This is a genomic window from Acinetobacter sp. 251-1 (genome assembly GCF_030329305.1).
Classification (GTDB): domain Bacteria; phylum Pseudomonadota; class Gammaproteobacteria; order Pseudomonadales; family Moraxellaceae; genus Acinetobacter; species Acinetobacter piscicola_A.
This window is the reverse complement of the sequence record NZ_JACANS010000011.1, coordinates 139,253-163,471: the sequence shown is the minus strand read 5'-3', so window position 1 is coordinate 163,471 and position 24,219 is coordinate 139,253. Positions and strand designations below refer to the sequence as shown.

Annotated in this window: 21 protein-coding genes, 4 tRNA genes, 2 pseudogenes and 1 riboswitch; of the genes and pseudogenes, 7 read left to right on the top strand and 20 right to left on the bottom strand. The window is 38.4% G+C overall.

What is annotated here, in order from left to right; all coding sequences use genetic code 11:
• The 19 genes and pseudogenes from HX129_RS11095 to HX129_RS11005 all read right to left on the bottom strand — a co-directional run.
• Positions 1 to 76: pseudogene (locus tag HX129_RS11095) on the bottom strand (hypothetical protein); the annotation flags it as partial.
• Between the two features lie 143 nt (positions 77 to 219).
• Positions 220 to 294 (bottom strand) — tRNA-Thr (locus HX129_RS11090).
• Between the two features lie 12 nt (positions 295 to 306).
• A tRNA-Gly gene (locus tag HX129_RS11085) sits at positions 307 to 382 on the bottom strand.
• 35 nt (positions 383 to 417) lie between these two features.
• Positions 418 to 501, bottom strand: a tRNA-Tyr gene (locus tag HX129_RS11080).
• A gap of 54 nt (positions 502 to 555) precedes the next feature.
• Positions 556 to 631, bottom strand: a tRNA-Thr gene (locus tag HX129_RS11075).
• A gap of 97 nt (positions 632 to 728) precedes the next feature.
• A complete protein-coding gene (trpE, locus tag HX129_RS11070) occupies positions 729 to 2,222 on the bottom strand; it encodes an anthranilate synthase component I (RefSeq protein ID WP_286434654.1) in 1,494 nt (497 codons plus the stop codon).
• Positions 2,223 to 2,356: 134 nt separating this feature from the next.
• A complete protein-coding gene (locus HX129_RS11065; protein ID WP_286434653.1) occupies positions 2,357 to 3,025 on the bottom strand; it encodes a phosphoglycolate phosphatase in 669 nt (222 codons plus the stop codon).
• Positions 3,026 to 3,099: 74 nt separating this feature from the next.
• The gene (locus HX129_RS11060; protein ID WP_130074521.1) at positions 3,100 to 3,816 is read right to left on the bottom strand and encodes an FHA domain-containing protein; all 717 of its coding nucleotides are present in this window, start codon (positions 3,814 to 3,816) and stop codon (positions 3,100 to 3,102) included.
• Between the two features lie 125 nt (positions 3,817 to 3,941).
• Positions 3,942 to 6,182 carry a type II secretion system secretin GspD gene (gene gspD, locus HX129_RS11055; RefSeq protein ID WP_286434652.1) on the bottom strand — a complete coding sequence of 747 codons (2,241 nt, stop codon included), beginning with the start codon at positions 6,180 to 6,182 and terminating at the stop codon, positions 3,942 to 3,944.
• A 41-nt stretch (positions 6,183 to 6,223) separates the two neighbouring features.
• The gene (locus HX129_RS11050) at positions 6,224 to 7,081 is read right to left on the bottom strand and encodes a type II secretion system protein N (protein ID WP_286434651.1); all 858 of its coding nucleotides are present in this window, start codon (positions 7,079 to 7,081) and stop codon (positions 6,224 to 6,226) included.
• Positions 7,082 to 7,083: 2 nt separating this feature from the next.
• Positions 7,084 to 7,827, bottom strand: a complete 744-nt coding sequence (gene gspN, locus HX129_RS11045) for a type II secretion system protein N (protein ID WP_130074518.1) — start codon at positions 7,825 to 7,827, stop codon at positions 7,084 to 7,086.
• A gap of 171 nt (positions 7,828 to 7,998) precedes the next feature.
• Complete coding sequence (locus HX129_RS11040) at positions 7,999 to 8,325, bottom strand: H-NS histone family protein (RefSeq protein WP_130074517.1); 327 nt, start codon at positions 8,323 to 8,325, stop codon at positions 7,999 to 8,001.
• Positions 8,326 to 8,582: 257 nt separating this feature from the next.
• Positions 8,583 to 9,014 (bottom strand): acyl-CoA thioesterase, encoded by a 432-nt coding sequence (locus HX129_RS11035; protein ID WP_130074516.1) that lies wholly within the window; start codon positions 9,012 to 9,014, stop codon positions 8,583 to 8,585.
• Positions 9,015 to 9,025: 11 nt separating this feature from the next.
• Positions 9,026 to 10,222, bottom strand: coding sequence for a heme biosynthesis protein HemY (locus tag HX129_RS11030; protein ID WP_286434650.1), 1,197 nt, complete (start codon positions 10,220 to 10,222; stop codon positions 9,026 to 9,028).
• Position 10,223: 1 nt separating this feature from the next.
• On the bottom strand, positions 10,224 to 11,069 hold the full coding sequence (locus HX129_RS11025) for a hypothetical protein (protein WP_286434649.1): 846 nt from the start codon (positions 11,067 to 11,069) through the stop codon (positions 10,224 to 10,226).
• Positions 11,066 to 11,848, bottom strand: a complete 783-nt coding sequence (locus tag HX129_RS11020) for a uroporphyrinogen-III synthase (protein ID WP_286434648.1) — start codon at positions 11,846 to 11,848, stop codon at positions 11,066 to 11,068. The genes HX129_RS11025 and HX129_RS11020 overlap by 4 nt, the downstream gene beginning before the upstream one ends.
• Positions 11,848 to 12,771, bottom strand: a complete 924-nt coding sequence (gene hemC / locus HX129_RS11015) for a hydroxymethylbilane synthase (protein WP_171457493.1) — start codon at positions 12,769 to 12,771, stop codon at positions 11,848 to 11,850. The genes HX129_RS11020 and hemC overlap by 1 nt, the downstream gene beginning before the upstream one ends.
• 92 nt (positions 12,772 to 12,863) lie before the next feature.
• Positions 12,864 to 13,601 (bottom strand): LytR/AlgR family response regulator transcription factor, encoded by a 738-nt coding sequence (locus HX129_RS11010; RefSeq protein ID WP_286436192.1) that lies wholly within the window; start codon positions 13,599 to 13,601, stop codon positions 12,864 to 12,866.
• Between the two features lie 51 nt (positions 13,602 to 13,652).
• A pseudogene (locus HX129_RS11005) lies at positions 13,653 to 14,805 on the bottom strand (sensor histidine kinase).
• On the opposite strand from HX129_RS11005, the gene argH reads away from it, so the two are divergent.
• A complete protein-coding gene (gene argH, locus HX129_RS11000; RefSeq protein ID WP_286434646.1) occupies positions 14,796 to 16,226 on the top strand; it encodes an argininosuccinate lyase in 1,431 nt (476 codons plus the stop codon). The pseudogene HX129_RS11005 and the gene argH sit on opposite strands and share 10 nt — an antisense overlap.
• A 39-nt stretch (positions 16,227 to 16,265) precedes the next feature.
• Complete coding sequence (locus HX129_RS10995; RefSeq protein WP_068972953.1) at positions 16,266 to 16,535, top strand: oxidative damage protection protein; 270 nt, start codon at positions 16,266 to 16,268, stop codon at positions 16,533 to 16,535.
• Between the two features lie 615 nt (positions 16,536 to 17,150).
• Here the strand turns inward: HX129_RS10995 and phoU are convergent.
• Positions 17,151 to 17,873 carry a phosphate signaling complex protein PhoU gene (gene phoU / locus HX129_RS10990; protein ID WP_130074509.1) on the bottom strand — a complete coding sequence of 241 codons (723 nt, stop codon included), beginning with the start codon at positions 17,871 to 17,873 and terminating at the stop codon, positions 17,151 to 17,153.
• 383 nt (positions 17,874 to 18,256) lie between these two features.
• Here phoU and HX129_RS10985 point away from each other — a divergent pair, with 383 nt between their 5' ends.
• The 5 genes from HX129_RS10985 (at position 18,257) to cpdA (ending at position 24,196) form a co-directional block, all read left to right on the top strand.
• Entirely contained in the window at positions 18,257 to 19,339 is a 1,083-nt protein-coding gene (locus HX129_RS10985; RefSeq protein WP_286434645.1) for a hypothetical protein, read from the top strand.
• A 124-nt stretch (positions 19,340 to 19,463) separates the two neighbouring features.
• Positions 19,464 to 20,477 (top strand): hypothetical protein, encoded by a 1,014-nt coding sequence (locus HX129_RS10980; protein WP_286434644.1) that lies wholly within the window; start codon positions 19,464 to 19,466, stop codon positions 20,475 to 20,477.
• Between the two features lie 52 nt (positions 20,478 to 20,529).
• A riboswitch (TPP riboswitch) is annotated at positions 20,530 to 20,639 on the top strand.
• 142 nt (positions 20,640 to 20,781) lie between these two features.
• Positions 20,782 to 22,677 (top strand): phosphomethylpyrimidine synthase ThiC, encoded by a 1,896-nt coding sequence (thiC, locus tag HX129_RS10975; protein WP_130074506.1) that lies wholly within the window; start codon positions 20,782 to 20,784, stop codon positions 22,675 to 22,677.
• Positions 22,678 to 22,755: 78 nt separating this feature from the next.
• Positions 22,756 to 23,376: an NUDIX domain-containing protein gene (locus HX129_RS10970; protein ID WP_130074505.1), complete on the top strand. Its 621-nt coding sequence runs from the start codon at positions 22,756 to 22,758 to the stop codon at positions 23,374 to 23,376.
• 10 nt (positions 23,377 to 23,386) lie between these two features.
• Positions 23,387 to 24,196, top strand: a complete 810-nt coding sequence (gene cpdA / locus HX129_RS10965; protein WP_180044934.1) for a 3',5'-cyclic-AMP phosphodiesterase — start codon at positions 23,387 to 23,389, stop codon at positions 24,194 to 24,196.
• The last annotated feature ends 23 nt before the right edge of the window (positions 24,197 to 24,219 follow it).

Here is a 24,219-nt window from a genome sequence, read left to right as displayed (position 1 = left end):
TTTTACCATGGTCAACGTGACCGATTGTGCCCACGTTTACGTGTGGCTTATTACGTTCAAACTTAGCCTTAGCCATGTTTATTTTCCTCGTTTACGTCGAACACAGTTCTAATACAACCCATCGACATATTGTCTAAAAACCAGACACCCAATACTTGAAAAGCAGACTAATAAGCCTGCTTTTTGAATTTTTGTAGAATAATCTACTAAACTGTAATCTGGAGCTCTTATCGAGATTTGAACTCGAGACCTCTCCCTTACCAAGGGAGTGCTCTACCACTGAGCTATAAGAGCAATCATCTTCGATGGAGCGGGAGACGAGGGTCGAACTCGCGACATGTAGCTTGGAAGGCTACCGCTCTACCAACTGAGCTACTCCCGCTAAATGTTGGTAATTACCACTTCAATCGAAGTTAATGGTGGTGGGAGAAGGATTCGAACCTTCGAAACTTTCGTGGCAGAGTTACAGTCTGCTCCCTTTGACCGCTCGGGAATCCCACCAATTACACTTACTTTCAGTGTTGAACCTTTACTATTACATTACAAAACTTTAGATGGTGCCGGCACACGGATTCGAACTGTGGACCTACTGATTACAAGTCAGTTGCTCTACCAACTGAGCTATGCCGGCGTTTCTTTTGTTTCGTACCTTTCGTATCGGAACGGTGTGCAGTTTAGCAAAAAGAAAAATCCTTGCAAGTGTTTTTTTTAAAAAAATCGCTAAAAACCTATAAAATCAATCCATTTGATGATAATTCAACCGCTTTGATCACTGCGCGAGCTTTTATTTGGGTTTCATTCCACTCAGATTCAGGATTTGAGTCATAAACCAAGCCTGCTCCTGCCTGTACATAGACCTTATTTTCACGAATTACGCAGGTACGGATCGCAATCGACATGTCCATTTCACCATGCCAGCCTAAATAACCAACAGCACCACCAAAAATTCCACGTTTTACAGGCTCGACTTCGTCAATAATTTCCATTGCACGTATTTTTGGTGCACCTGACAGCGTACCTGCAGGGAAAGTTGCTTTAAAAACATCCAAAGCATCTACATCATCACGCACTTCGCCTTGTACATTGGACACAATGTGCATAACGTGTGAATAGCGCTCGATCACCATTTGATCAGTCACTTGCACTTTGCCTATTTTTGAAATACGACCAACATCATTTCGCCCTAAGTCAATCAACATTAAATGTTCAGCAATTTCTTTTTCATCAGACAATAAATCTTTTTCAAGTGCTAGATCTTCTTCTTTGGTTTTACCGCGTGGGCGAGTCCCAGCAAGTGGACGCACTGTGGCAATGCCATTTTCTAAACGAGATAAAATTTCTGGGGAAGAACCGACAATATGGAACGGTTGATTATTTTCCAACGTCTGCCCTTGCACCAAAAACAAATAAGGCGATGGATTCAAATGACGTAAGGCTCTATACACCTGCAAAGGCTCACCATCAAAATCTGACACCATACGATGCCCAGGTACTACTTGCATCACATCGCCTGCACGGATGTACTCTTTAACCTTTTCAATCGAAGCAAGGTAGTTTTCTTTACCTGTTAATGATTCAAAATGCGGTGCAGTATGTTTTTTGGCTTGTAAGCTGATTGGCGTTGCCAGTAAAGTCTCAAGTTCATCAAGTTGTTGCTGTGCTTTTTGATAAGCATCTGCATCATTGACATCTGCATGTACAATCAAAAACAAGGTATCTTTTAAATTATCAAAGACAATCACAGTTTTAGACAGCATCATCCATAAATCAGGTAAGCCCACCGGGTCTGCTTCAGGCACGTTATTTAATCGTGGCTCGATATAGCGCACTGAGTCATAACCAAAGTACCCCACCAGGCCTCCAGTAAATTGTGGTAAATCTGGAATAAGGTCATGTGGTGGCACCTTAAACTGTGCTTGAAAGTCTCGAATATATTGAAAGGGATCTAAGCATGTCTGCTGACGTATATCGCCATTGGCTTGTTGAATGGTGAGTTGCCCTGCATTACAGGAAAAAACCGTTGATTCCCCCAAACCAATAATCGAATAACGCGCCCAATTCTCACCACCTTCTACAGATTCAAATAAATAAGCTTGTTTGTGATCTTTGAGTCGGGCAAATACAGATAAAGGCGTGTCTGTATCTGCAAGACGTTGGCGATAGACAGGAATAAGGTTGTAGCCTGCTGTTTTTAATTGTTCAAATTGATTTAATGTCGTCATCAGGAAGTTCTCTTTTTCGATTTTACTCAGTGGCTTAAAATAAAAATCTTACTTAGTATCGCCATCGAAAAACTTTTTTACTGTTCATTCCTCTTTCCTTTGTCATCAATTTATTTTGCAGGGTTTACATTCACTTAACGCAGCAATTCCATCATATTATCGACCACCTGTTGTGGCTGACATAACTGAATATCCTCACCATGATTATAACCATAGCTTAAAACAACACAATCGACCTGGGCACGGCGTGCTGCTGCAACATCATTACTCGAATCACCAATCATTAAGGTTTTATCAGCACTAGACTGATAATGTTCTATACAATAATTTAACTGTATCGGATCAGGTTTGCGTTCTGCAAAACGGTCACCGCCAATCACATCTATAAAATAGTGATCCATTTTCAATTGTTGTAAAATTTTTCGAGCGGGTTGCTCAGGCTTATTGGTCACACAAATCAATTTTTTATTGTGTTTCAACCCCCACTCTAAAAAATCAAGAACACCATCAAATGCTTTGGTATCTACACAAGGTTCAGCATTATAAATTTCTAAAAATGTAGCCAAAAGCTGTTGATGCAAATCAGGATCAACTTCACCTTTTAGATATTGCAAGGTACTTTCACAAAATAATGATGTTCCCTTACCAATCCAAACCCGCACTTGCGCCTCAGTCACCAAAGGTAAATCCAAACGTGCCAGACTTAAATTCATCGCACGATAGAGATCAAATGCTGAATCAACTAAGGTTCCATCCAAATCAAATAAAATAAGTTCTCGCTGATCCAACTTTGCAACATTCATCTTTTTACATCCACTGATCACTGATAAAACAAAGGCATGCGATTGCATGCCTTGATTGTAGGTTGAAACAAGGCTTATTTAAAGAATAGCCAAGCAATCACCGCCAAAATGACCAAAGTAATAATGGTAATGAGTCCAACTTTTGCATTTTTCTGGGTTTCTACTTCTTTCTCAACACAAACTTCAGGTGTTTTAATTTCACACGCTTCTGGTACTGGTGCATGGATGTCTACATTGGCAGGGATTGGCGCAGGTTTTGGCACACCGATATTGGTTGGCATACCATCACGTGACAGTTGCACATGTTCATCTCGTGATGAAAGTTCAGGCATCCCCTGTTCATTCATTTTTTCTGCTGCGGTTTTTTCTTTTTCAATTTTTTCCTCTACCACAGGTGGTTTAATCTCTGAGGTAGCAATTGCTTCAGCAGGTTGAATAATTTCCTCAACGTCAGCAGTGACCATAGGCGCAACGATTTCAGGCACAGTCTCCACCTGAACAGCAGGTGCATAGACATGAAATTTTAGACTAGCAAATTGAACAATATCATTATCTTTTAACAATTTTTGTTCATCAATACGAATATCATTTACAAATGTACCATTAGAAGATTTCAAATCTTGAACCCAAAGTGCATCATCTTTTACTAAAAAAGCAGCATGGCGACGTGAAATTTCTGCCGCTTGCAATAAAATATCAGCCTCTTGATGGCGACCAACTAACATGTCTTTGTCAATTGAAACCTCTTTCCCTTCAAGTTCTGCACTAATTGCCTTTAATTTCCAAGTCATGATGATCTTCTCATTCTGATTCAAAAGCATATTAACATGCAAAATTCAGTTTTTAATAGTCTTAACCACGATCATACAAACTGAATTCTACAATCTTTATCGCCAAAGTGAAGTTAACTCAAGATTTAATTGACCCTTTGCTGCTGAATTTTAGATTGATCTTCTGCAACAGGTGTAGTGACGGCTTTGTGTGCACCACCCGACGGAACCTGTTGATAATTTTGAGGAGTAGGCTGAATAATTTTTGGCTGATTTTGTGGATTAGAGGTCAATGGTAGACGTTGTTGATACACATCTTCTATATTGGCAGGCAATTTAGCAAAGTTACCATCTTTATCCATTGCCAATTGCAAACCATAGAGTTGGTCATAACGTTGCTGAGTTAAACGGCGCACATCCGTATTATCATCGACAATGGTTGGATGAATAAAGATCAATAAGTTACGTTTTTGATTACTATTATTGTCTGATCTAAAAAGACGCCCTAAACCCGGAATCGCACCCAAGAAAGGTACTGACTGACGCCCAGTCACGCTATTATCTGCAATTAAACCACCTAAAACGATAGTTTGCCCATGATCTGCCAAGACCGTGGTTTTAATCGCACGTTTACTGGTGACCAAATCCGCTGCTTGTCCACGACTTTGATTCACATTTGAGACTTCTTGTTCAACTGCAAGTCGCACTGATCCACCTTCTCCAATTTGCGGGGTTACTTTCAAGGTAATCCCGACATCTTTACGCTCAATCGAAGTATATGGATTGACTGTGCCGCCACTTCCTGTACTGACAGAACCCGTCACAAATGGAACGTTTTCCCCCACTACAATATAAGCCTCTTCATTGTCCATCGTCACAATAGACGGTGTAGATAATAAATTGGATTTGGTTTTCTCTTTGAGTGCTTGGATCATCGCGCCATAAAGTTTACGAGAACCATTCGCACCTTCTCGATAATCTCCTAAGATTAGAGATGTACCTGCACCTTGATTACTGTTCCCAGCCATTGCTGCGCCAATGCCTGCTGCACCACCTGTCAAATAACCTGCTGCTAAGCTTGCTAAACTCGACCCGACATTAGAGAAGTTAATCAAGCCTACGCCTGTACTCAAATCCCCCATTGCCCATTGCACGCCAAGTTGATCTGTATCGTTGCCTTCTATTTCAATGATGGCTGCTTCAATCAAAACTTGTTGACGACGTATGTCAAGTTGTTGAATCGCAGCATCAATTTCTCGCATAAGCTGCGGTTCAGCTTTTACAATCAAGGCATTTTGCGTGCTGTCAGCAATAATACTGACTCCATTGGCATTAAAGCTGCTGATATTATTTTGATTATTATTTGAAGTATTACTGTTTAAATTAATCGATGAACCTGTCGCACTTGAAGCGCTTGAGCTATTACTCAGCGATGAACCATTTGTATTGTTATTGGTTAAGTTATTGATTGAGCTATTGTTGCTATTATTGTTGCCGTTATTGCTTGAGCTCACAGCCTGACCTGTAACCAGTCCTTGTAAAATTTCAGATAAGTTTTTTGCATTGGCATATTTTAGCTTAAAGACTTTCAAGCCACCCAAACGATCTGCTGAAGGTACATCCAGCATTTCTACCATGTGACGCAAACGTTTACGTGATGTCGGATCACCTTTTAAAATAATTCGATTCGTTCGTTTATCTGCAATGATTCGCACACGAGAACCAGCAAAATCTTTAGAAGATCCTGTCGCTGCCATCGAATCAAGCAGACTTATAATTTCTTCGGCTTGACTCGATTGCAGGGTAATCGCTTCAATGTCATTTTGCCCCGTACCATCTAAGTTACGGATAATCGTTTCAATCTGATAAATATTACTTGCACGATCTGACACGATTAGAGCATTTGTTCCCTGAATGGCTGCCATATGGGCAAATTGGGGCATCAGTGGACGTAAAGCAGGAATCAAATCATTTGGATTGGTATTTTCTAGCCAAATCACACGTGTTACGACTTGATCACCACGTGCATTATTTCGCGGGTCGTACTGCACATTCGTGTTGCGAATATTACTGTCAGGAATAAGGCGAATGGTGTTACCTGATGGCACAGCAACCACCCCATTAACATTAAGTACACCTAAAAATAAGTCATAAACTTCATTTTTATTCAGCGGCTTATTTGAAATCACCGTAACGTTGCCACGCACACGCGGATCAACTGCAAAATTTTTCCCTGTAATGTCTGCGACTTCATTAATAAAAGCAGTTAAATCTGCATCACGTAAGTTAATTTTCCATGTTTGTGCATGGCTTGCTGTGCTGATAACCGTCATTAAAGGAGCAGCGACTACAAGAGCCCAAACTGGTCGATGATTCAAAAAAGCCATAACTTATTATCTTTCCTAATTTTATTTGTAGTTCTCATCACTTACAAACTTTGCTGAATGGTCATCACCTGATCACCACGCTTAATTTCAATTCTTACTTTACCATCACGTTTGGCTTGTTCTAACAGTTGTATATCACTTTGTCCCTGCCCCACAGCTTGTCCATTAAGAGAAATAATACGATCACCCGACCTCAAGCCTAATTTGTTACGCAGCGCCGCAGGCGTTTGATCTGTCACTTCATAGCCCTGTCCACCTTGTGTATTGACGCCCATATTTTTTAAATATTGATCTTTGTCTTGATTCATTTTCTCAATGGCTTGAGTCAGTGCGCTTTGACTATTACTCGGTGAAGGCTCTGTTGCAGGCTGTACATCTTGTTGGAGTGGTGCGACACTTGCTGAACCCGATTGATTTGGCTCAATAGGTTGGTACAAGCTACCTAAACTATTAAATTTTAATTCTCGAGTTGCACCACTTGCCTGACGTAAAATGACCCGATCCCAATATACTTCTGACAATTCATAGCCACTGTTGTCAATATTCTGTCCAACAATAAAACGGTCTGCAACTTCATTAACCTTAATTACAGCTGAGGAGTTTCGGCTTGGATAACCTACAACCACGCCTTGCAATTGCATTGGAATAGTTTCATCCGCCGCGGCTTCACTTTTATTGGCTTCATAAAATAGTGCAAAACTCGAAATATTCGGAACTTGGGGTTGTTGTGCCCCTAGCTGCACCGCTTCTGGCTGTATCACTTGAGGAGGTGCAATCACCCACCAAAACATTGCAGCCAATTTCCAAGCGACTGCCAAAATCAATAACAATAAAACCACAGGCGCAAGTTTATCGAGCTTTTTCCACGAAATATGTTCAAGGTGTTGTTGAAAATTCATGGTTATGAGCCTCCTTGCAACAAAGGCTGACGACTACTGATTACATAAGTATCTAAACCAGCTTTACCATCATAAGAAGGGACATTTAACAAAAAACGTTGTGTCAATTGCACATCGAGCATCATTGTGGGATCTAAAGTAATATTGACCATTTTTTGACTACGTTGATCTTGAATATCAAAAATCAGTTTACCTGCTTCATCCTTCAGTTGACCATTCAACGATGGCATATTCATACGATCTTGGCGCTGAGCATAGGTGTAAATTAACTCACCACCCGCCCACTGTAGTTGACCATCACTTTCACTAAAACCTGTCTCTTGCTTAAACTTAAAACTGACATCTTTAAGTTGAATGGCATTGACGGGCCATTGCCAATCAACAATGCTTTTCAGTGTTTCTGGTGAAATTTGTCCCGTCATATTTTTAATGGTGACTCGCTTACCCAAACCATATGCTGCAACACCGTTAAGCTGTGTTTGCCCACTATGAATTTCAACATTTGCACCCGCACGCAACAAAATCAAATCAAAAGGACGTGTGTGCCAAGTCACTGAGCCGCGTAAATTGCCTTGCTGCCAATCTGCTTGACCTTGCCAAATATTGCCACTGACATTGTGTAAAATTTGATTGTTTTTATAAAATTTAGAAATTAACCACGTCGCAGGTACTTGTAATAATACAAAAATGAAAAAGGCAACAATGCCAAGAATCCACCATGTTAACTGTTTTGATTTTTTATTCATCTAGCCATACCAACACATATTCATTTATTCTTCCATGCAAGATGATGCCTGAGTTATGACTACACATTATGCATAATTTTCGAGTATCTCCAATTGACTCTTATAAAAAAACCAAGCAGTTTTGCTTGGTTCTTTAGATTTTAGGGACTTTGCATGACATTTACATGAAGATTAGATCAAGAAATCTTCTAATTTAGCGCCTTTTTCAATTTCCGCGACCAACCAACGAGGTTGTTTACCACGTCCAGTCCATGTTTCTGCTGCATTGTTTTTGTTACGATAACGTGGTTCAACGGCTTTACGCGTTGTCTTTTTACGTTTATGCGTACCATATTCGATGAACTGTTCTAAAGTTAGACCCGCAGCTTCTGCAATTTCAATAATTTTATTATAAGCATCTTCTATTTTTTGATCTTTTTTTGATTCAATCAAGGCTTCAGCTTGTGCTGCTAAACGCTCTAACTCTTCTACCGAAAGATCACTAATATCAGGCATCATATTAACTCCATAGTCAATTCTTAATAATTATTCAAAATAATTCCGCTATTATAATATTTTTAATAATATTAATTAGCAATACTAAACCCTTTATTCATTCACATAAAATCAACAAAAAAAATAAAGTTATTTTGATTATACATGAATAATTAATATACACCATATTCCTTACTTAATAAGTAATCTTGACTTTTTATATCCAAAACCCAAATAAAGCATTTCTAAAGGACACTTTTTACTAATCTTAAGGATGTATATTATTTTAAGTTATTTCCACTTTGATTTTCTAAATCAATTATTTTTTGTCTTAAAATAACTGGAATAGTGGTTTTTTTCATTTCGATTTTATCCACAAAGACTACAACAGCTTCACCTTCTGCTACAACTTGGTTTTGTTGCATGCTATATAAAACATAATGCATACGAATCGCACTATTACGCATTTCTTCAATACGTGTATAAATCTTTAATTGATCTGGATAGAACACAGGTTTTAAGTATTTACATTGACTTGATGCAACCACTGTTAATATATCTTCAGCCAATACATTTAAGGCATCAAAATATGCAATACGTGCACTTTCTATATAACGATAATATTGCACATTATTAACATGTCCAAATGCATCCATATCTCCCCATGCGACTTTTTGCTCATAAACAATTGGATAGTTTGATAATTCCAACATATATATAACCCTTAAATTTTAAATTTCACAAAATTTGCATCATTTTCAAAAATCGAATTTAACTGTAAAATTAAATCATCATTACCATTTAAAGTGGACTTAATTCTCAAATAATTCATCAATGGATCATCGGGATAAAGTGATAACAATTGTTCTGCTTGTTGAGTTTTACCAGTAGCGTTATAGATATGCCACTTCGCAAATGCAAATACAGGAATACCTGAATACTTAGTTTCTAAATACTCGATTTGTTGTTCAATATATTCATAATCTGGGTTCTGGCGTAATAAATAATGCTGGAATAATAAATAAAATACATCCTGATCAAATTTTTCATTTAATAATTGCAATGCCAAATTTTGATGCTGTTGACTCATTTCAGGATAATGAGTTAATACTTTCAACCACAATACCTTTATCTCATAAGACAAATCTGTCAAATGCTCAGCCGCAAGTAGATAACGTTGTTGAATCAGTTCATTTTCTTTCGCTGTAGCCGTTTCGAGCTTAGAAAGCAATTCAGTCAACCAAAGTCGTTGTGTTTCTTCATTTAATAAGGCAGCAAACTGCGTCGAGTGTAAATATTCAAATGGAAATTTAATCGCAAATGCTCCCCATAAATTTTGTAATTTATGCGCATAGGCTTGACTGACTTGCTTTAACCACGGTGATAATTCATGTCCACTCAAAAACTCTAAATGTGTCAGTGCTTGCTGTGCTTGATTTTCTGCCAAATAAATTTTAATGCGTTGTACCTCCGCGAGCTCAAAAGCTGCTGTTGAGCTCTGCTCCAAAGCAGTTAACGCTTCAGTATAATGCTGAGCACGAAATAACAACCGAGCTTGAATAATATTTTTTAACAAACCAGATTGATTAAACACTTCTTGAATAAATTCTTGTTTCTCACTTTCACCTTCGAGTAACCAAACCACACCCAATTGTTCATAAGGATGCAAACAGCTAAAACTAAAGGTATTTTCCAATTTACGGCGCTCTTGATTCAGATAGCGCTTCATCAAATACCAAGTGCTATGCACCATAAAACTCAACAACAGGAAGAAGAAAACCACCACCCAAATATTGGTCTGGATTTGAATATCACGCCACAAAACATAAATATAGCCAGCACCTGAGGAATAACTCAGCAAACTCAAAACAGCGAGCAGAATTAAAGCAACAAAACTATAGACGCCCAAAATTTGCTTCATCTTATGCTCCCAATACTGTGGTTGTATTGAGTTTTGGCACTGATAAAATAGGCATTTGTTTGATTTGTACTAATTTTTGTTTAAATTTCTGACTTTGTGCATCAGGCAACGGATCTAATTGTTGAATCACTAGATTGAGCATATTTTGGTATTCAACATATTCGCCACGCAATAACGCATTTTGTGCCAAAATAATACGTAGCTGAGTTTCTTTTAGAATTAAACGACGATTCACCAATTCATTGGCAGAACGATCAACACGTTGTACCTGCAACCAACGCTGCCAAAAATGTTCAGGATTCTGTTGAGCAGGACTTAAACGAGGTTGTTGAATCTCGACTTGAATCGCTTGATCTAGTTGATGCAATACATGATTGAGCTGTTCCTGCTGCACATCTCGGGCTTGACTAAACTTTTGAATCGCTTGTATATCTTTTTGAATCGCTTGACGTAAACTATTTTTTAACGAGTCAGCTAAATTATATTTTTCTACCTGCAGGTTCAGCTGCACCAATTGCTCTACTGCAAAAATATATTGTTGCTGTTGTAAGGCAAACTGCACCAATTCTAACTGTTGTTTAATCACAGTAGATGGCTGAATACTTTGTATTTCTAATGTTTTACTCGGCAAACTATTCGGTACATTTTTCGCAGGTACACTATTTACCACTGTGGGATCGCGTTGTAATGCCACCACTTGGTCATTCAAAGTGGCATTTTTTTGCTCACTTTGATGCAAAGTATTTTGAATATCAGCCAGTTGTTGAGAAATATGATAAAAGTCGTAACTAAGTTTACCTAACCATGCCAATGCGATAAAAAATAAGAAATGGATAAACTTCTTCATATATTCCTTTGCAATAGTTGAATCTGCTGCAATACAGTCACCGTTTTTAAATTTGGAAGTGTGCTGATATTAAAACACATTGTCATTTTTTTCTTATATTGTTGCAAAATTTGATACAAACGCTCACCTAAAACTAAATAATGGCACTGATCAACCAACTTCAAGTTTTCTTGGTTTAACTGTAACCAATTGAGCCAGCTGGCTTCACTACTGATACACACCACATAAGGCTGGTGCATCTGATCAAGCTTTAACAGCATAGTACGATATTGTGCCAAACTTGTGGCAGGCAAATGCCGCTCATACAAAATAAAATTCAACACCTCAAGCTGACGTGCTTGGCATTGTTGCATCATAAATTGCCGCCCACCCTCACCTCGCCAAAAAGCAATTTTGCTAAGAGGTTGAACATGTTCAAAAATACTTAGTCCTAACATACCTTCTGAAGTTTCTACTTCAGGCACATGGCTGCTGATTTGATATTTTGCTAAAGCTTGGGCGGTCATTTGCCCCACAGCAATCCACTCAATGTGCTGTAGCTGTGAAAGCTGCACACCACTTTGTTGTAAATATCTCATCCCAATTTCGACTGCCGTTGGACTCACCACCACAATCATTTGCGCTTTTAAAAGCTGTGAATAGAGTGCTTTTAATTTATTGGAAAAGGGGTGTGCAGACAATTCTAATAAAGGCAGTTCAATCGTGTCTATGCCTGCCTGTATCAGATTTTGGCTGAGTGCCTGTGCACGGTCAGTCGGTCGGGTATTAATAAATAACATTAATCTTGATAAAGTGCTTTGAGTAGATCACCCGCACCCAATGTAAGTAAAGCTTTCGCCAATTCTACACCCAATTGCTCGGCTTGATCTTCAGCACCTTGTACACGTTGTACCAAGAGTGTTTGGCCATCAGGGCTACCCACACGACCTTCAAGCTGAATTTGTTGCTGTTGCACGGTTGCATAGCCTGCAATCGGTACTTGGCACCCGCCTTCTAAATAGGCGTTGAAAGCTCGTTCTGCACGGACACAGACATTGGTATCATGGTGCATTAACGGCATAATCAAGTCCAAAACTGCTTCGTCATGACTCCGACACTCTAAACCTAAAGCACCTTGACCCACCGCAGGTAAACTCACCTCAGGTGCAAGTGTATGACGAATACGGTCATGCAAACCTAAACGCTTTAAACCTGAACTTGCCAAGATAATGGCGTCATATTGTTCAGCATCAAGTTTAGATAAACGTGTGCCAACATTCCCTCTTAAATCAATCACATCTAGATCAGGACGTTGTTTTAATACTTGGCATTTACGGCGTAGACTTGAGGTACCAAGCTTTGCACCTTGGGGTAAATCTTCAAATTTTGCATAGTGATTTGACACAAAAGCATCAAAAGGATCTTCACGCTCACAAATCACTGCCAACTCTAAACCTTCTGGCAACTGCATCGGAACATCTTTCATTGAATGTACAGCTAAATCTGCTCGTCCATCTAATAAAGCCGCTTCTAATTCTTTAACAAATAAGCCTTTACCACCGATTTTTGCCAATGGCGTATCTAAAATTTTGTCACCTTGCGTCACAAACGTCACTAACTCCACTTGAAGTTGTGGATGCAACTGCTCTAAACGATCACGAATGTGTTCAGCTTGCCACATTGCAAGTGGGCTTTGTCTTGTCGCTATTTTCAAGGTCTTCATCATTTCAGCTTTGCCACAGTTTAAACACTCTAAACTTAACCTCCTGCTCTAAAAAAGCAAGTAAAATTATCACAGAAGCTATCTGTTCTATTTTATAGGTTCTGCATTCGCTCTCTTAAATTCGGTAAATGACGGCGACTTACAGCAAGTTTTTCATCTAATTCACGACAGCGCACGTGATATTGCCCTGAAGCAACCATTTCCAAACCATCCAAATAATCTATTGCAATGAGTGCATTACGGTGAATACGAATAAATTTACCCGAAAATTCTTGCTCAAGGTCTTTTAATGTTTCATCAATCAAAACACTGCCATTTTTATGACGTACAGTGACGTATTTTTGATCTGCTAAAAAATAGTAAATATTTTCAATTGGAATCAACTCCAATCCACGATAGGTTTTTGCAGCAATTTGCTGTCTTTGCACTTTTTCTTCCATGAGTTCTTTTTGTTCTAAATTAGTGATTTGCGCTTGAGTTAACTTAGTTAAACTCTCCAATACATCATTTAGATCGTCCTTTGCGATCGGTTTTAACAAATATCCTTTTGCTTGAGATTGAATTGCTTGCAATGCATGTTCATCATATGCAGTACAAAAAATAATTGCAGGCATAGGGTCAAATTGGCTTAATTGTTTAGCACACTCTAATCCGTCCATTTCAGGCATTTGAATATCCAATAGCACCACATCAGGTGCGTAATGTTCGACAAGTTCGAGTGCTTCTTGTCCATGCTGTGCCGTTGCCACCACATGATGTCCCAATTGCGTTACTAATCGTGATAATCGCTCGACTGCAAGTGGCTCATCATCACAAATTAGGATATCCATTCTCCCTCCTTTTGCATCATCATTCTTTTAATGTTTTGCTCTGTCATTGTATTACTTATATTGATACTGCATCACTGTAGTAAAACGCTCTTTGCCTGCGATGCTCCGAAATTGAACAGATTCACCAAAATGCGCTTTTAAACGCTGTTTCACATTTTCCAATGCTATGCCATGTCCTTCTCTTGAATTTATTCTATCCTGTATAAATGGGTTAGTAATGACTATAGTGACTTGATTTTGCAATATTTCAACCAATATCCCAATTTTAGCATTGATATGCTTCTGCTCAACACCATGAAAAATACTGTTTTCAATGAGTGGCTGTAATGTGAGTAAAGGTATTTTAACCTGCTTTAATAATTGAGGTTGTTGAACATTCCATTCTACGTTTAAACGATCACCCAAACGAATTTGTTCGATGCTAATGTATTTTTTTGATAATTCAATTTCTTCAGCCAAACTCACCAATTTCAACTCTTGAAAACTCACCCGAAAGAGTTTAGATAAATCTATGAGCATTTGTTCAGCTTTGTCAGGATTAATACTAATCAGACTCACCACACTATTTAAACTATTAAATAGAAAATGCGGGTGAATCCTTGCTTGCATCGCTTGTACACGTGCATTCAATTCACTATTTTGCTGTTTTAACCATTGCCCACGCATATAAATATAACGCAAACAAAATGCGCCCAAGAGCGCCCCATAACTCAGATGTAAAATAATATGTTCAAAAACAATAGCCGCGGTTAAATGCGTTAAAGAAAAGTTCGCTCCCCAATACAGCACACAATTTAGAACAATCGTGGTGATAAAAACAATCAACTCAAGCAAGATAAAACCGAAAATTGTTGCGTTTAAATCGCTCATTTTTTTGAGTTTATCTTGGAAAAAATCAACCCAAGCCGTAAATGCCAATAAAATCCAATTGATATATAAAACATATTGAATCACATGACTAAATTGTAAATCTGACCATGCTTGCGCCTCCGCCAAAGCCAAAACAAGTGCCAGGACATTACTGCCAATAAACAGCTCAATAAAATATTGCCATTGGCTAATTTTGCTAAAAAAATGTGGACGATTTTGAGCATTTTGCATATTTAAACCAGATTCATGTTACTGCGCTGCGGAAAGTAAGCTTGAATTTGCTATACTATTTTCCAGTTCTATTGCTTTTTTAAATGAGCCGACATGACCACATCTTCTAATTCCTCAAATCCGTCACAAGCCCAAACTTCGGGTATGTGGGGCGGTCGTTTTTCTGAAGCAACTGATGCTTTTGTTGCTGAATTTACAGCATCTGTTCAATTTGACCAACGCTTTTATAAACAAGATATTGCTGGTTCTATTGCGCATGCAACCATGCTTGCAAAAGTAGGTGTTTTAACAGAACAAGAACGTGACGACATTATCAATGGTTTAAACACCATTAAAGCTGAGATTGAAGCAGGTCAATTTGAATGGCGCATCGACCTTGAAGATGTGCATATGAATATCGAGTCACGCTTGACTCAACGTATTGGTATTACTGGTAAAAAACTTCATACTGGACGTAGCCGTAATGACCAAGTCGCAACTGACATCCGTTTATATGTACGTGATGAAATTGATGCCATTTTACAATTACTTGAAAAATTACAAAAAGGTATTTTAGGTTTAGCTGCTCAAAACACCAATACCATTATGCCGGGCTTTACCCATTTACAAACAGCACAGCCTGTAACCTTTGGTCATCATTTGATGGCATGGTTCGAAATGCTCGTTCGTGACTCTGAGCGTCTTATTGACTGCCGTAAACGTGTCAATCGTTTACCTTTAGGTTCTGCAGCACTTGCAGGAACAACCTATCCGATCGAGCGTGCCTATACGGCTGAACTTTTAGGTTTTGAAGCAGTATGTGAAAACTCACTTGATGCTGTATCTGACCGTGACTTTGGTATTGAATTTAATGCTGCCGCATCACTCATCATGATGCATTTGTCGCGTATGTCTGAAGAAATGATCCTTTGGACATCTGCACAGTTTAAATTTGTCAATATTCCTGACCGTTTCTGTACAGGTTCATCGATCATGCCACAGAAGAAAAACCCAGATGTTCCTGAGTTAATTCGTGGTAAGACAGGTCGTGTATATGGCGACTTGATGAGTCTTTTGACCCTTATGAAAGGCCAACCGTTGGCATACAACAAAGACAACCAAGAAGACAAAGAACCATTGTTTGATGCAATTGATACAGTGCGTGGTTCGCTCATGGCTTTCGCTGACATGATTCCTGCATTAGTACCGAACATTGAAATCATGCGTGAAGCGGCGCTTCGTGGCTTCTCAACTGCTACAGATTTGGCTGATTACCTCGTTAAAAATAGCGTTGCGTTCCGTGATGCACATGAAATTGTCGGTAAAGCTGTGGCACTAGGTGTCCAAGAAGGCAAAGACTTGTCTGAGTTAACACTTGAGCAACTACAACAATTCTCTGACTTGATTCAAGCAGATGTATTTGAAAAAGCGCTTACCCTTGAAGCATCAGTCAATGCCCGTAATCACATTGGTGGTACTGCACCTGCTCAAGTTGAAGCTGCCATTCAACGTGCTTATACACGTTTGGAAAAACTATACGCTTAATTTTTTTAAGTTTAACTTTAGGTCAATTGGAGTATTGATATGTCTCGACAAGTATTTTGCCGTAAATATCAAAAAGAAATGGACGCTTTAGACTTTGCACCTTTTCCTGGTGCAAAGGGTCAAGAACTATTTGACACTATCTCGAAGCAAGCTTGGCAAGAATGGTTAAAACACCAAACCACGTTAATCAATGAAAAACGTTTAAATGTGTTTGAACCTGATGCGAAAAAGTTTCTCGAAGAACAACGTGAAAAATTCTTTAACAATGATGAATCATTGGAAAAAGCTGAAGGGTTAAAACCTGAGTAAAAAACACTGCTTTCTTTACATTCAAGACAAGAATGAAGTCCACATAGACTTTAATATGAAAGAATCTCCATATTTGGGGATTCTTTTTTATGTTCCGTCTTATGTTTTGCAAAATCATTTTCAAACAGGTAAATAAATTTTAATTTAAGAACAAACTCAATCGCATTGATAATCTTTTATCATCAAATTAAGCCATGCCATAAAAAATTGACTGAGAGATCAATAATATACTTATTTTGGATAAAATAAAGCTCAGATATTTCAGCGAATTTTACAAAAAAATGATTATAAAACATACCCACGGAGTCAATTTAGGATTTTTAATTACACGCTGAAATGCAATTTTACATTCAATACACAGGAGTCATCATGACTGTTGCAGTTTTTTTTTATACTATAATCACATCAGCTAATGAAACATTGTTTCCCCAAGACAATCCATTAGATAAATATTCTCCAGAATATTTCTGTTTTCTTTCCTAGATTTTCCCCCAAAAATCTAGGAATTTTTTTTTGTCTCAATTTTTTCAAATACACTATCACAACATTATTTTTAACATAAAAAAGCCCTAACTTTCGCTAAGGCTCTTGTAAAAATATCAAAATTTAAACGGCTTATTTACCTTGTACTTTTTCTTCAATTTCTTCAATTTTAGTATGACGCACATCAAAGCCTTTTGCTATATAAATGACTTGCTCTGAAATATTACGCGCATGATCCCCAATACGTTCGAGTGAACGTAAAACCCACATGACATTGATCACACGACTAATATGACGGGGATCTTCAATCATATAAGTCATCAAGGTACGTGTAGCTGATTGATACTCACGATCGATATCTGCATCCGCCAACAAGACTTTTAAAGCTTGCTCTGCATCAATACGTGCAAATGCATCCAATGCATCATGAATCATCACACGCACTTGGTTACCGATATGACGGGTTTCCATATAACCACGTGGTGACTGACCTTCTTCACATAGAGTTTGTGCAATCCGAGCAATTTTAGCGGCTTCATCACCAATACGTTCTAAATCAGTATTGGCTTTACTCATGGCAATCACCATACGTAAATCAATTGCAGCAGGATGACGGCGCGCCAAAATGAGTGTCAAAGCTTCATCAATTTCACGTTCAAATTGATTGACTGCATTATCTTGAAATTGTACATCAATGGCTAAATTCGCATTGGTATCTAATAATGCATGAATTGCATTTGCCACTTGCTGTTCAACCAATCCCCCCATTGTCATAAACTTAGTATTTACACCTTGTAAATCTTCATTAAATTGTGAAGAAATGTGATGCCCTAAGGCAGGATTATTGAGACTCAAGGTGCTTACTCCACAACAAGTAAAATGACATGAATGAAATTGGCGTATTTAAACATACATATTATGAAGTTTTGATGACAACTTTAAAATATTGAGCATCATTGCGACATAGTAAATTCCATATATTTCAGACTAAAATGTCATAAAATACTTAGGGTTTAGCATGTCTTTCAAAGTACCAATCATAAAGTAATGTTTAATGGTATCTTACAATGAAGTCATCTAAAAACTGCTATTGTCAAAATACAGCCTTTATGCGCTAAAAGATGTAAATAATTAACGTATTCGCTGCACAAAACTACAAAATATTGCATTCTTTCAGCCTAATTTAGATGAAAATAGCTTCTATCAAATCTCCCTACTGTTCTGTTTTTCATGATCAAATGAATTTTAATTGCTCACTTAAACCTCTAAAGTCATTGAGTATTGTATTCAGCCTGTGTGCTGTACTTTCAGCATGCCAAAAACCTGAACCCGAAATGGCAGTTGAAACCAAAGAAGCACCTAAATCAGAAAAAGTACAACCTGATTTGACATTAATTTGTGAAAATTTAAAAAAAGAAATGTTGGCAATGAATGCTCAGCGTACCGCTTTAGCGATTGAGCAAGTCAATCAAGATATTCGTTTATGTTTACCTTTAATGGCATGGGACGAGCAAAAAGAGTTAATTGATTTGTCCAACCAAATGTATAAGCAATTTTTAAAAATTGAACGTACCGCTACCCAGCAACTTGCCTTTGAAAGTTATGCATTGGGTAAATCAGACTACCCAACCATTCAACAAAATCATTTCGAACAATTAAATATTCGAGATCAATATTTAATTCGGCATCAAGGACAAGCCTATATTGAATTGGTTGACCAAGGTCCAAAACAAATTTTTTATCGCCGTAACCCACAATATTTAGCGAAGGTCTTTGCACCTTATTTACCAGAAGCAGAACGTGTTTTTATTGAACATTTAGCAGAACAAAATGGTCAGCTCTTATTGCAAAATCAAAAGCTGAATATTACGCCAAATGAAATTGTTCAACGGGCTATTTTTTGGGAAAGTTATATTCAAAGTTATCCCAAAAGTCATTATTTAAAAGATGCACAATATTTAGCTCAAACTTATCAGGCTTTATTATTCAAGGGCTTAGAAACATCTCCTGTTTCAGAGCAGTATATTGACGCGAGTGACATTTCAGCATCGGTTTGGTTGGAAATAGAAGCGTTATCGCAACAAAATGACAGTACTTTAGCCAAGCAGGCGCATAAATTTGTTGAATACATCAACATGACACCTGAACAACGCTTAGAGAAAATTGTGTTGCCAGCCTCCCAATACAATCAAGTCAAAAATGATTCTCATCAATTGGCTGTGGCACAGCTCAATCAGTTTTTAAATTTAAAAAATGTGAGTCTAACGCCGAAAAGTCGTGATTGTTTTAATGATTCTATTTGTATGTCACCAGATAACTAACTGATCTATATTTTGTTAAGCAAAAATGTTCTTCATTCATCTGATTTTAGGTATGCTCATCAAATCGGTCTTTGCAACCGACTTCCATTTTTAAATTCATAGATTTAACAATAAAGCCAACTTCATGAAAAAAATAGTTTCTTCCCTGCTCTGTTGTATGACGCTCAGTGCTTGTCAGCAAAAAAATCAGGCAACAGAACAACCTGACATAACACAAGAAAAAGTACAGCACATATTAACAACTGTGGATTGTTTTTCTGACACCAAAGCAATTCTGTCTCAAATTGATCAAAAAAGTTCGATTCAACAACTTGCAGTGACCAATAGCACACTGAAAAAATGTATAAAAAACCTCAACCATACACAAATTTATCAACTGCTTGAAAGCACAAATTTGATGTATCAGCGTTTTTTAACAACATCTTCAGGGGATGAATCGATGCAAGGGCTAAATGCCTATGGTTATGCTCTATTTTACCCTGACAATGCAAAAGATTTAGGACAGGGAGATGCTGCAACGATCAAGAAGAATTTACCACAGCGCGATCAATATTTAATGGATCAAGTGGGTAAACAATACATTCAATTTCTAGATGTAGGTGAAGGTTATTTTGAACTTAAACAACATCCGCAATATACAGTAGATATGTTTGTTGCTTACTTACCTCAAGCCGAAGCGGTTTTTATACAACGCATGGCAAAGGACAATGCCGATATTTTATATTCAGATGCAGCCATTGCGATTTCAGGTCAGGCGCTTGCTGAACGTGCATTATTTTGGGAAAACTATATCAAACAATATCCACAGAGTAGGTATATTAAAGATGCTGAATTATTATTGAATGAGTATCAGTATTTGATCTTTATCGGCTCAGAGAATTCACCTGCATTTAGCTTTTCTAAGCATCATTTCACCATTCAGCCTGAAACCCAACAAGCCCTCGATTGGCTAAGTAGACAACCTGATACACCGCTCGTGCTCAGTGCACAATTTTATGCTGAAGCATTGGCCGAGCCAGCAACAACATTAAGTGACGAACAACAAGCATATGATTTTGTAAAACAATACATGAACTTAAAACCACGCAATGATCGCCGTGATTGTCATCAGTATGCTTTATGCAATGACACCCCTTAACCATGCCATTAAATCTAGATGTTTTTTTCGACATGTCATGTTAGTATCGTGGCATCGCTTGACGGAGCGCGAGTATGCCCTCGCTGAGATCATCTAATGAAGATGAGTACCGTTGAACCTGATCAGGTTAAAACCTGCGTAGGAATCAAGCCCACCTAAAAACTGCAGCCTAAAGTTGCGCTATTTTTGTAGAAATACCTGAATTTACAGACATAAATGTAAATGATAGCCAGAAAATAGATGTCACTGCCCCCTGTTTTTGGTCGTGCTTGATTCGTTGATGTCATTCATAAGGATCATTGCAATGAACCAATTAACGAATCTATCCCCTGTCGATCAACTTGCACAACATGAGCAAGAAGCTAAAGATCTGACTCGTATTTTACCTGCATCTAAAAAAGTCTATATCCAAGGTTCACGTCCTGATATCCAAGTCCCAATGCGTGAAATTGAACTGACCGATACGCCAACAGGCTTAGGCGGTGAAAAAAATCCACCCATCATGGTCTATGACACTTCAGGCGTGTATACCGACCCAAATGTACAGATTGACCTGAACAAAGGTTTACCCAATGTTCGCGAAACATGGATTGAGGAACGTGCAGATACAGAACGCCTCGACACCTTAACTTCAAAATTTGGACAGGAACGTTTAAAAGATATTCGTACTGCAGACATTCGCTTTGCGCATATTCAAAAACCTCGTCGCGCTAAAGCAGGCAAAAATGTCTCTCAAATGCACTATGCCAAACAAGGCATTATTACTCCTGAAATGGAATATATCGCGATTCGTGAAAATCAGCGTCAGCGTGAAGGCGTAGATATGCGTCAACATGCAGGACAAAATTTTGGCGCACGTAACCTGATGGAAATTACCCCTGAATTTGTGCGTAAAGAAGTTGCGGAAGGTCGTGCCATTATTCCAGCCAATATTAACCATCCTGAATGCGAACCCATGATTATTGGACGTAATTTCTTGGTGAAAATTAATGCCAATATTGGTAACTCAGCATTGGGTTCATCGATTGATGAAGAAGTGTCAAAAATGACATGGGCAACCCGTTGGGGAGCTGACACCATCATGGACTTATCGACAGGTAAAAATATTCATGAAACTCGTGAATGGATTATTCGTAACTCACCTGTACCGATTGGAACTGTACCGATTTACCAAGCTTTAGAAAAAGTCGATGGTGTAGCCGAAGACCTCACTTGGGAAATATTCAAGGACACACTGATTGAACAAGCTGAGCAAGGTGTCGATTACTTTACTATTCATGCAGGTGTGTTATTGCGTTATGTACCGATGACTGCGAATCGTTTAACAGGCATCGTGTCTCGTGGTGGTTCAATCATGGCTCAGTGGTGTCTGGCGCATCATGAAGAAAACTTCCTTTATACCCATTTTGATGAAATCTGTGAAATCATGAAAGCCTATGACGTATCGTTCAGTCTAGGTGATGGTTTACGTCCAGGTTGTATTCAAGATGCCAATGATGAAGCTCAATTTTCTGAATTACGTACTTTAGGTGAACTCACACATCGTGCATGGAAACATGACGTACAGGTGATGATCGAAGGTCCAGGACATGTGCCGATGCACATGGTGAAAGAAAATATGGACTTACAACTTGAAGTCTGTCAGGAAGCACCATTTTATACGCTTGGTCCACTTACAACAGATATTGCACCAGGTTATGATCATATCACATCGGCAATTGGTGCAGCCATGATTGGTTGGTATGGTACAGCCATGCTCTGCTATGTGACTCCGAAAGAGCATTTGGGCCTACCGAATAAGAAAGATGTGAAAGACGGTATCATCACTTATAAAATTGCGGCACACGCTGCCGACCTTGCCAAAGGTCATCCGGGTGCGCAGGTCCGTGACAATGCTTTGTCTAAAGCTCGTTTTGAGTTCCGATGGGAAGATCAATTTAACTTAAGTTTAGACCCTGATACGGCTCGCTCTATGCATGATGAAACCATGCCTAAAGAAGCGCACAAATCAGCGCACTTCTGTTCAATGTGTGGTCCAAAATTCTGTTCAATGAAAATTACGCAAAATGTGCGTGATTATGCACAAAATCAAGATAAAGTTGAGCAAAATACTCAAGTGAATCCTGATGTTGAAGCAGGTCTCGCTGCCATGAAAACCGCTTATCAGGAACATGGACAAAAGTTGTACCATAAAGTTTAAAGCTTTAAAAAATGATTTGTCTTTAATCAATTCTCCGTTAGGATGGAACGACTACGTTTCATCCTAATTTTTTCATACATGAATATTATCCAACGTGCGACTTACTCTCATCAAGATGTTGAAATACAATCTCGTGACATATTGTATTCAGGTTTTATACGTGTCGAAAAAGTTAGTTTAAGACATCGCTTATTTCAAAAAAATACCTATACACCGACGATTCAAAGAGAGCTCATTCAACGCAAAGAAGCTGCGGGTGTACTGATTTATAATGATCAACAACAAAAATTTGCCTTAATTGAACAGTTTCGTATTGGGGCAATGGACGATATTGTTTCACCTTGGCAACTGGAAATTATTGCAGGGGTACTTGATGCTGATGAATCCCCTGAAAGTTGCATTCGTAGAGAAAGTCTAGAAGAGTCAGGCTGTGAACTCAGTCAACTACACCATATCTTTAGTTTTTACCCATCCGCAGGCGCATGTAATGAAATTTTCCATCTTTATACTGCCCAAGCAGAACTGCCTGAGACAGGTGGTATTTTTGGTGTCGCAGATGAAGGGGAAAATATTCAACTGCATATTTTAGATTATGCTGTTTTGGATGAGCTTTTGACGGGAAGTCGTCTGTGTAATGCGCCGATTATTATCGCATTACAATGGTTAAAACAACACATTTCATCGTTGAATACGTTATAGAGGGATCGACATGTCCACATATCAGATCAACTCGAAAAATCGTGAGCCTGTTATTATTCAGATCTCAGATACACATTTGATGACTGACCCCAATGAGCATTTTATTGGTATTTCACCCGAACAAAATTTTCATGCTGTGATTGCACAAATTTTGCAAGAACATCCACATATCGATGCGATTGTACATACAGGTGATTTAGCTCAGCAAGCCACGACTGAAACCTATCAACGCTATCAAGCGTATATGCAAAGCTTAGGCATTCCTTTTTTCCAAATTCCAGGAAATCATGATGACCTCAGCTTATTTCCTTTTTTAATGCCTCTTCCTGAACCTGCATGTGTAGAAATAGGCGATTGGTGCTTTATTTTGCTCAATAGCGCAGTCCCCAAACAAGTGGATGGTTGGATTCAGACTGAACAACTGCTTCACTTAACGCACTTGCTGCAACAAACTCAAGATAAATTTGTGATTTTAGCCTGTCATCATCATCCTTTTGAGATGCATTCACAGTGGATTGATCAGCATAAACTTAAAAATACCGATCAACTTACCACGTTGTTGTCACAATTTACCCATATTAAAGCAGTATTGTTTGGGCATGTTCATCAGGAGTCGATTCATGTGTGGAACAATATCCAGTTTTTATCGACACCTGCGACCTGTGCACAGTTTAAGCCTTTAAGTGAAAATTTTGCCTTAGATGAGGCAGCACCTGGTTACCGTTATTTACATTTAAAATCTGATGGGCAATTTGAAAGCGCTATATTTCGCTTAAAAGATTATAATCAAACAATAAATAACGAAATTTCAGGTTATTAACTTTTCATTTTGCTATTTTTGCT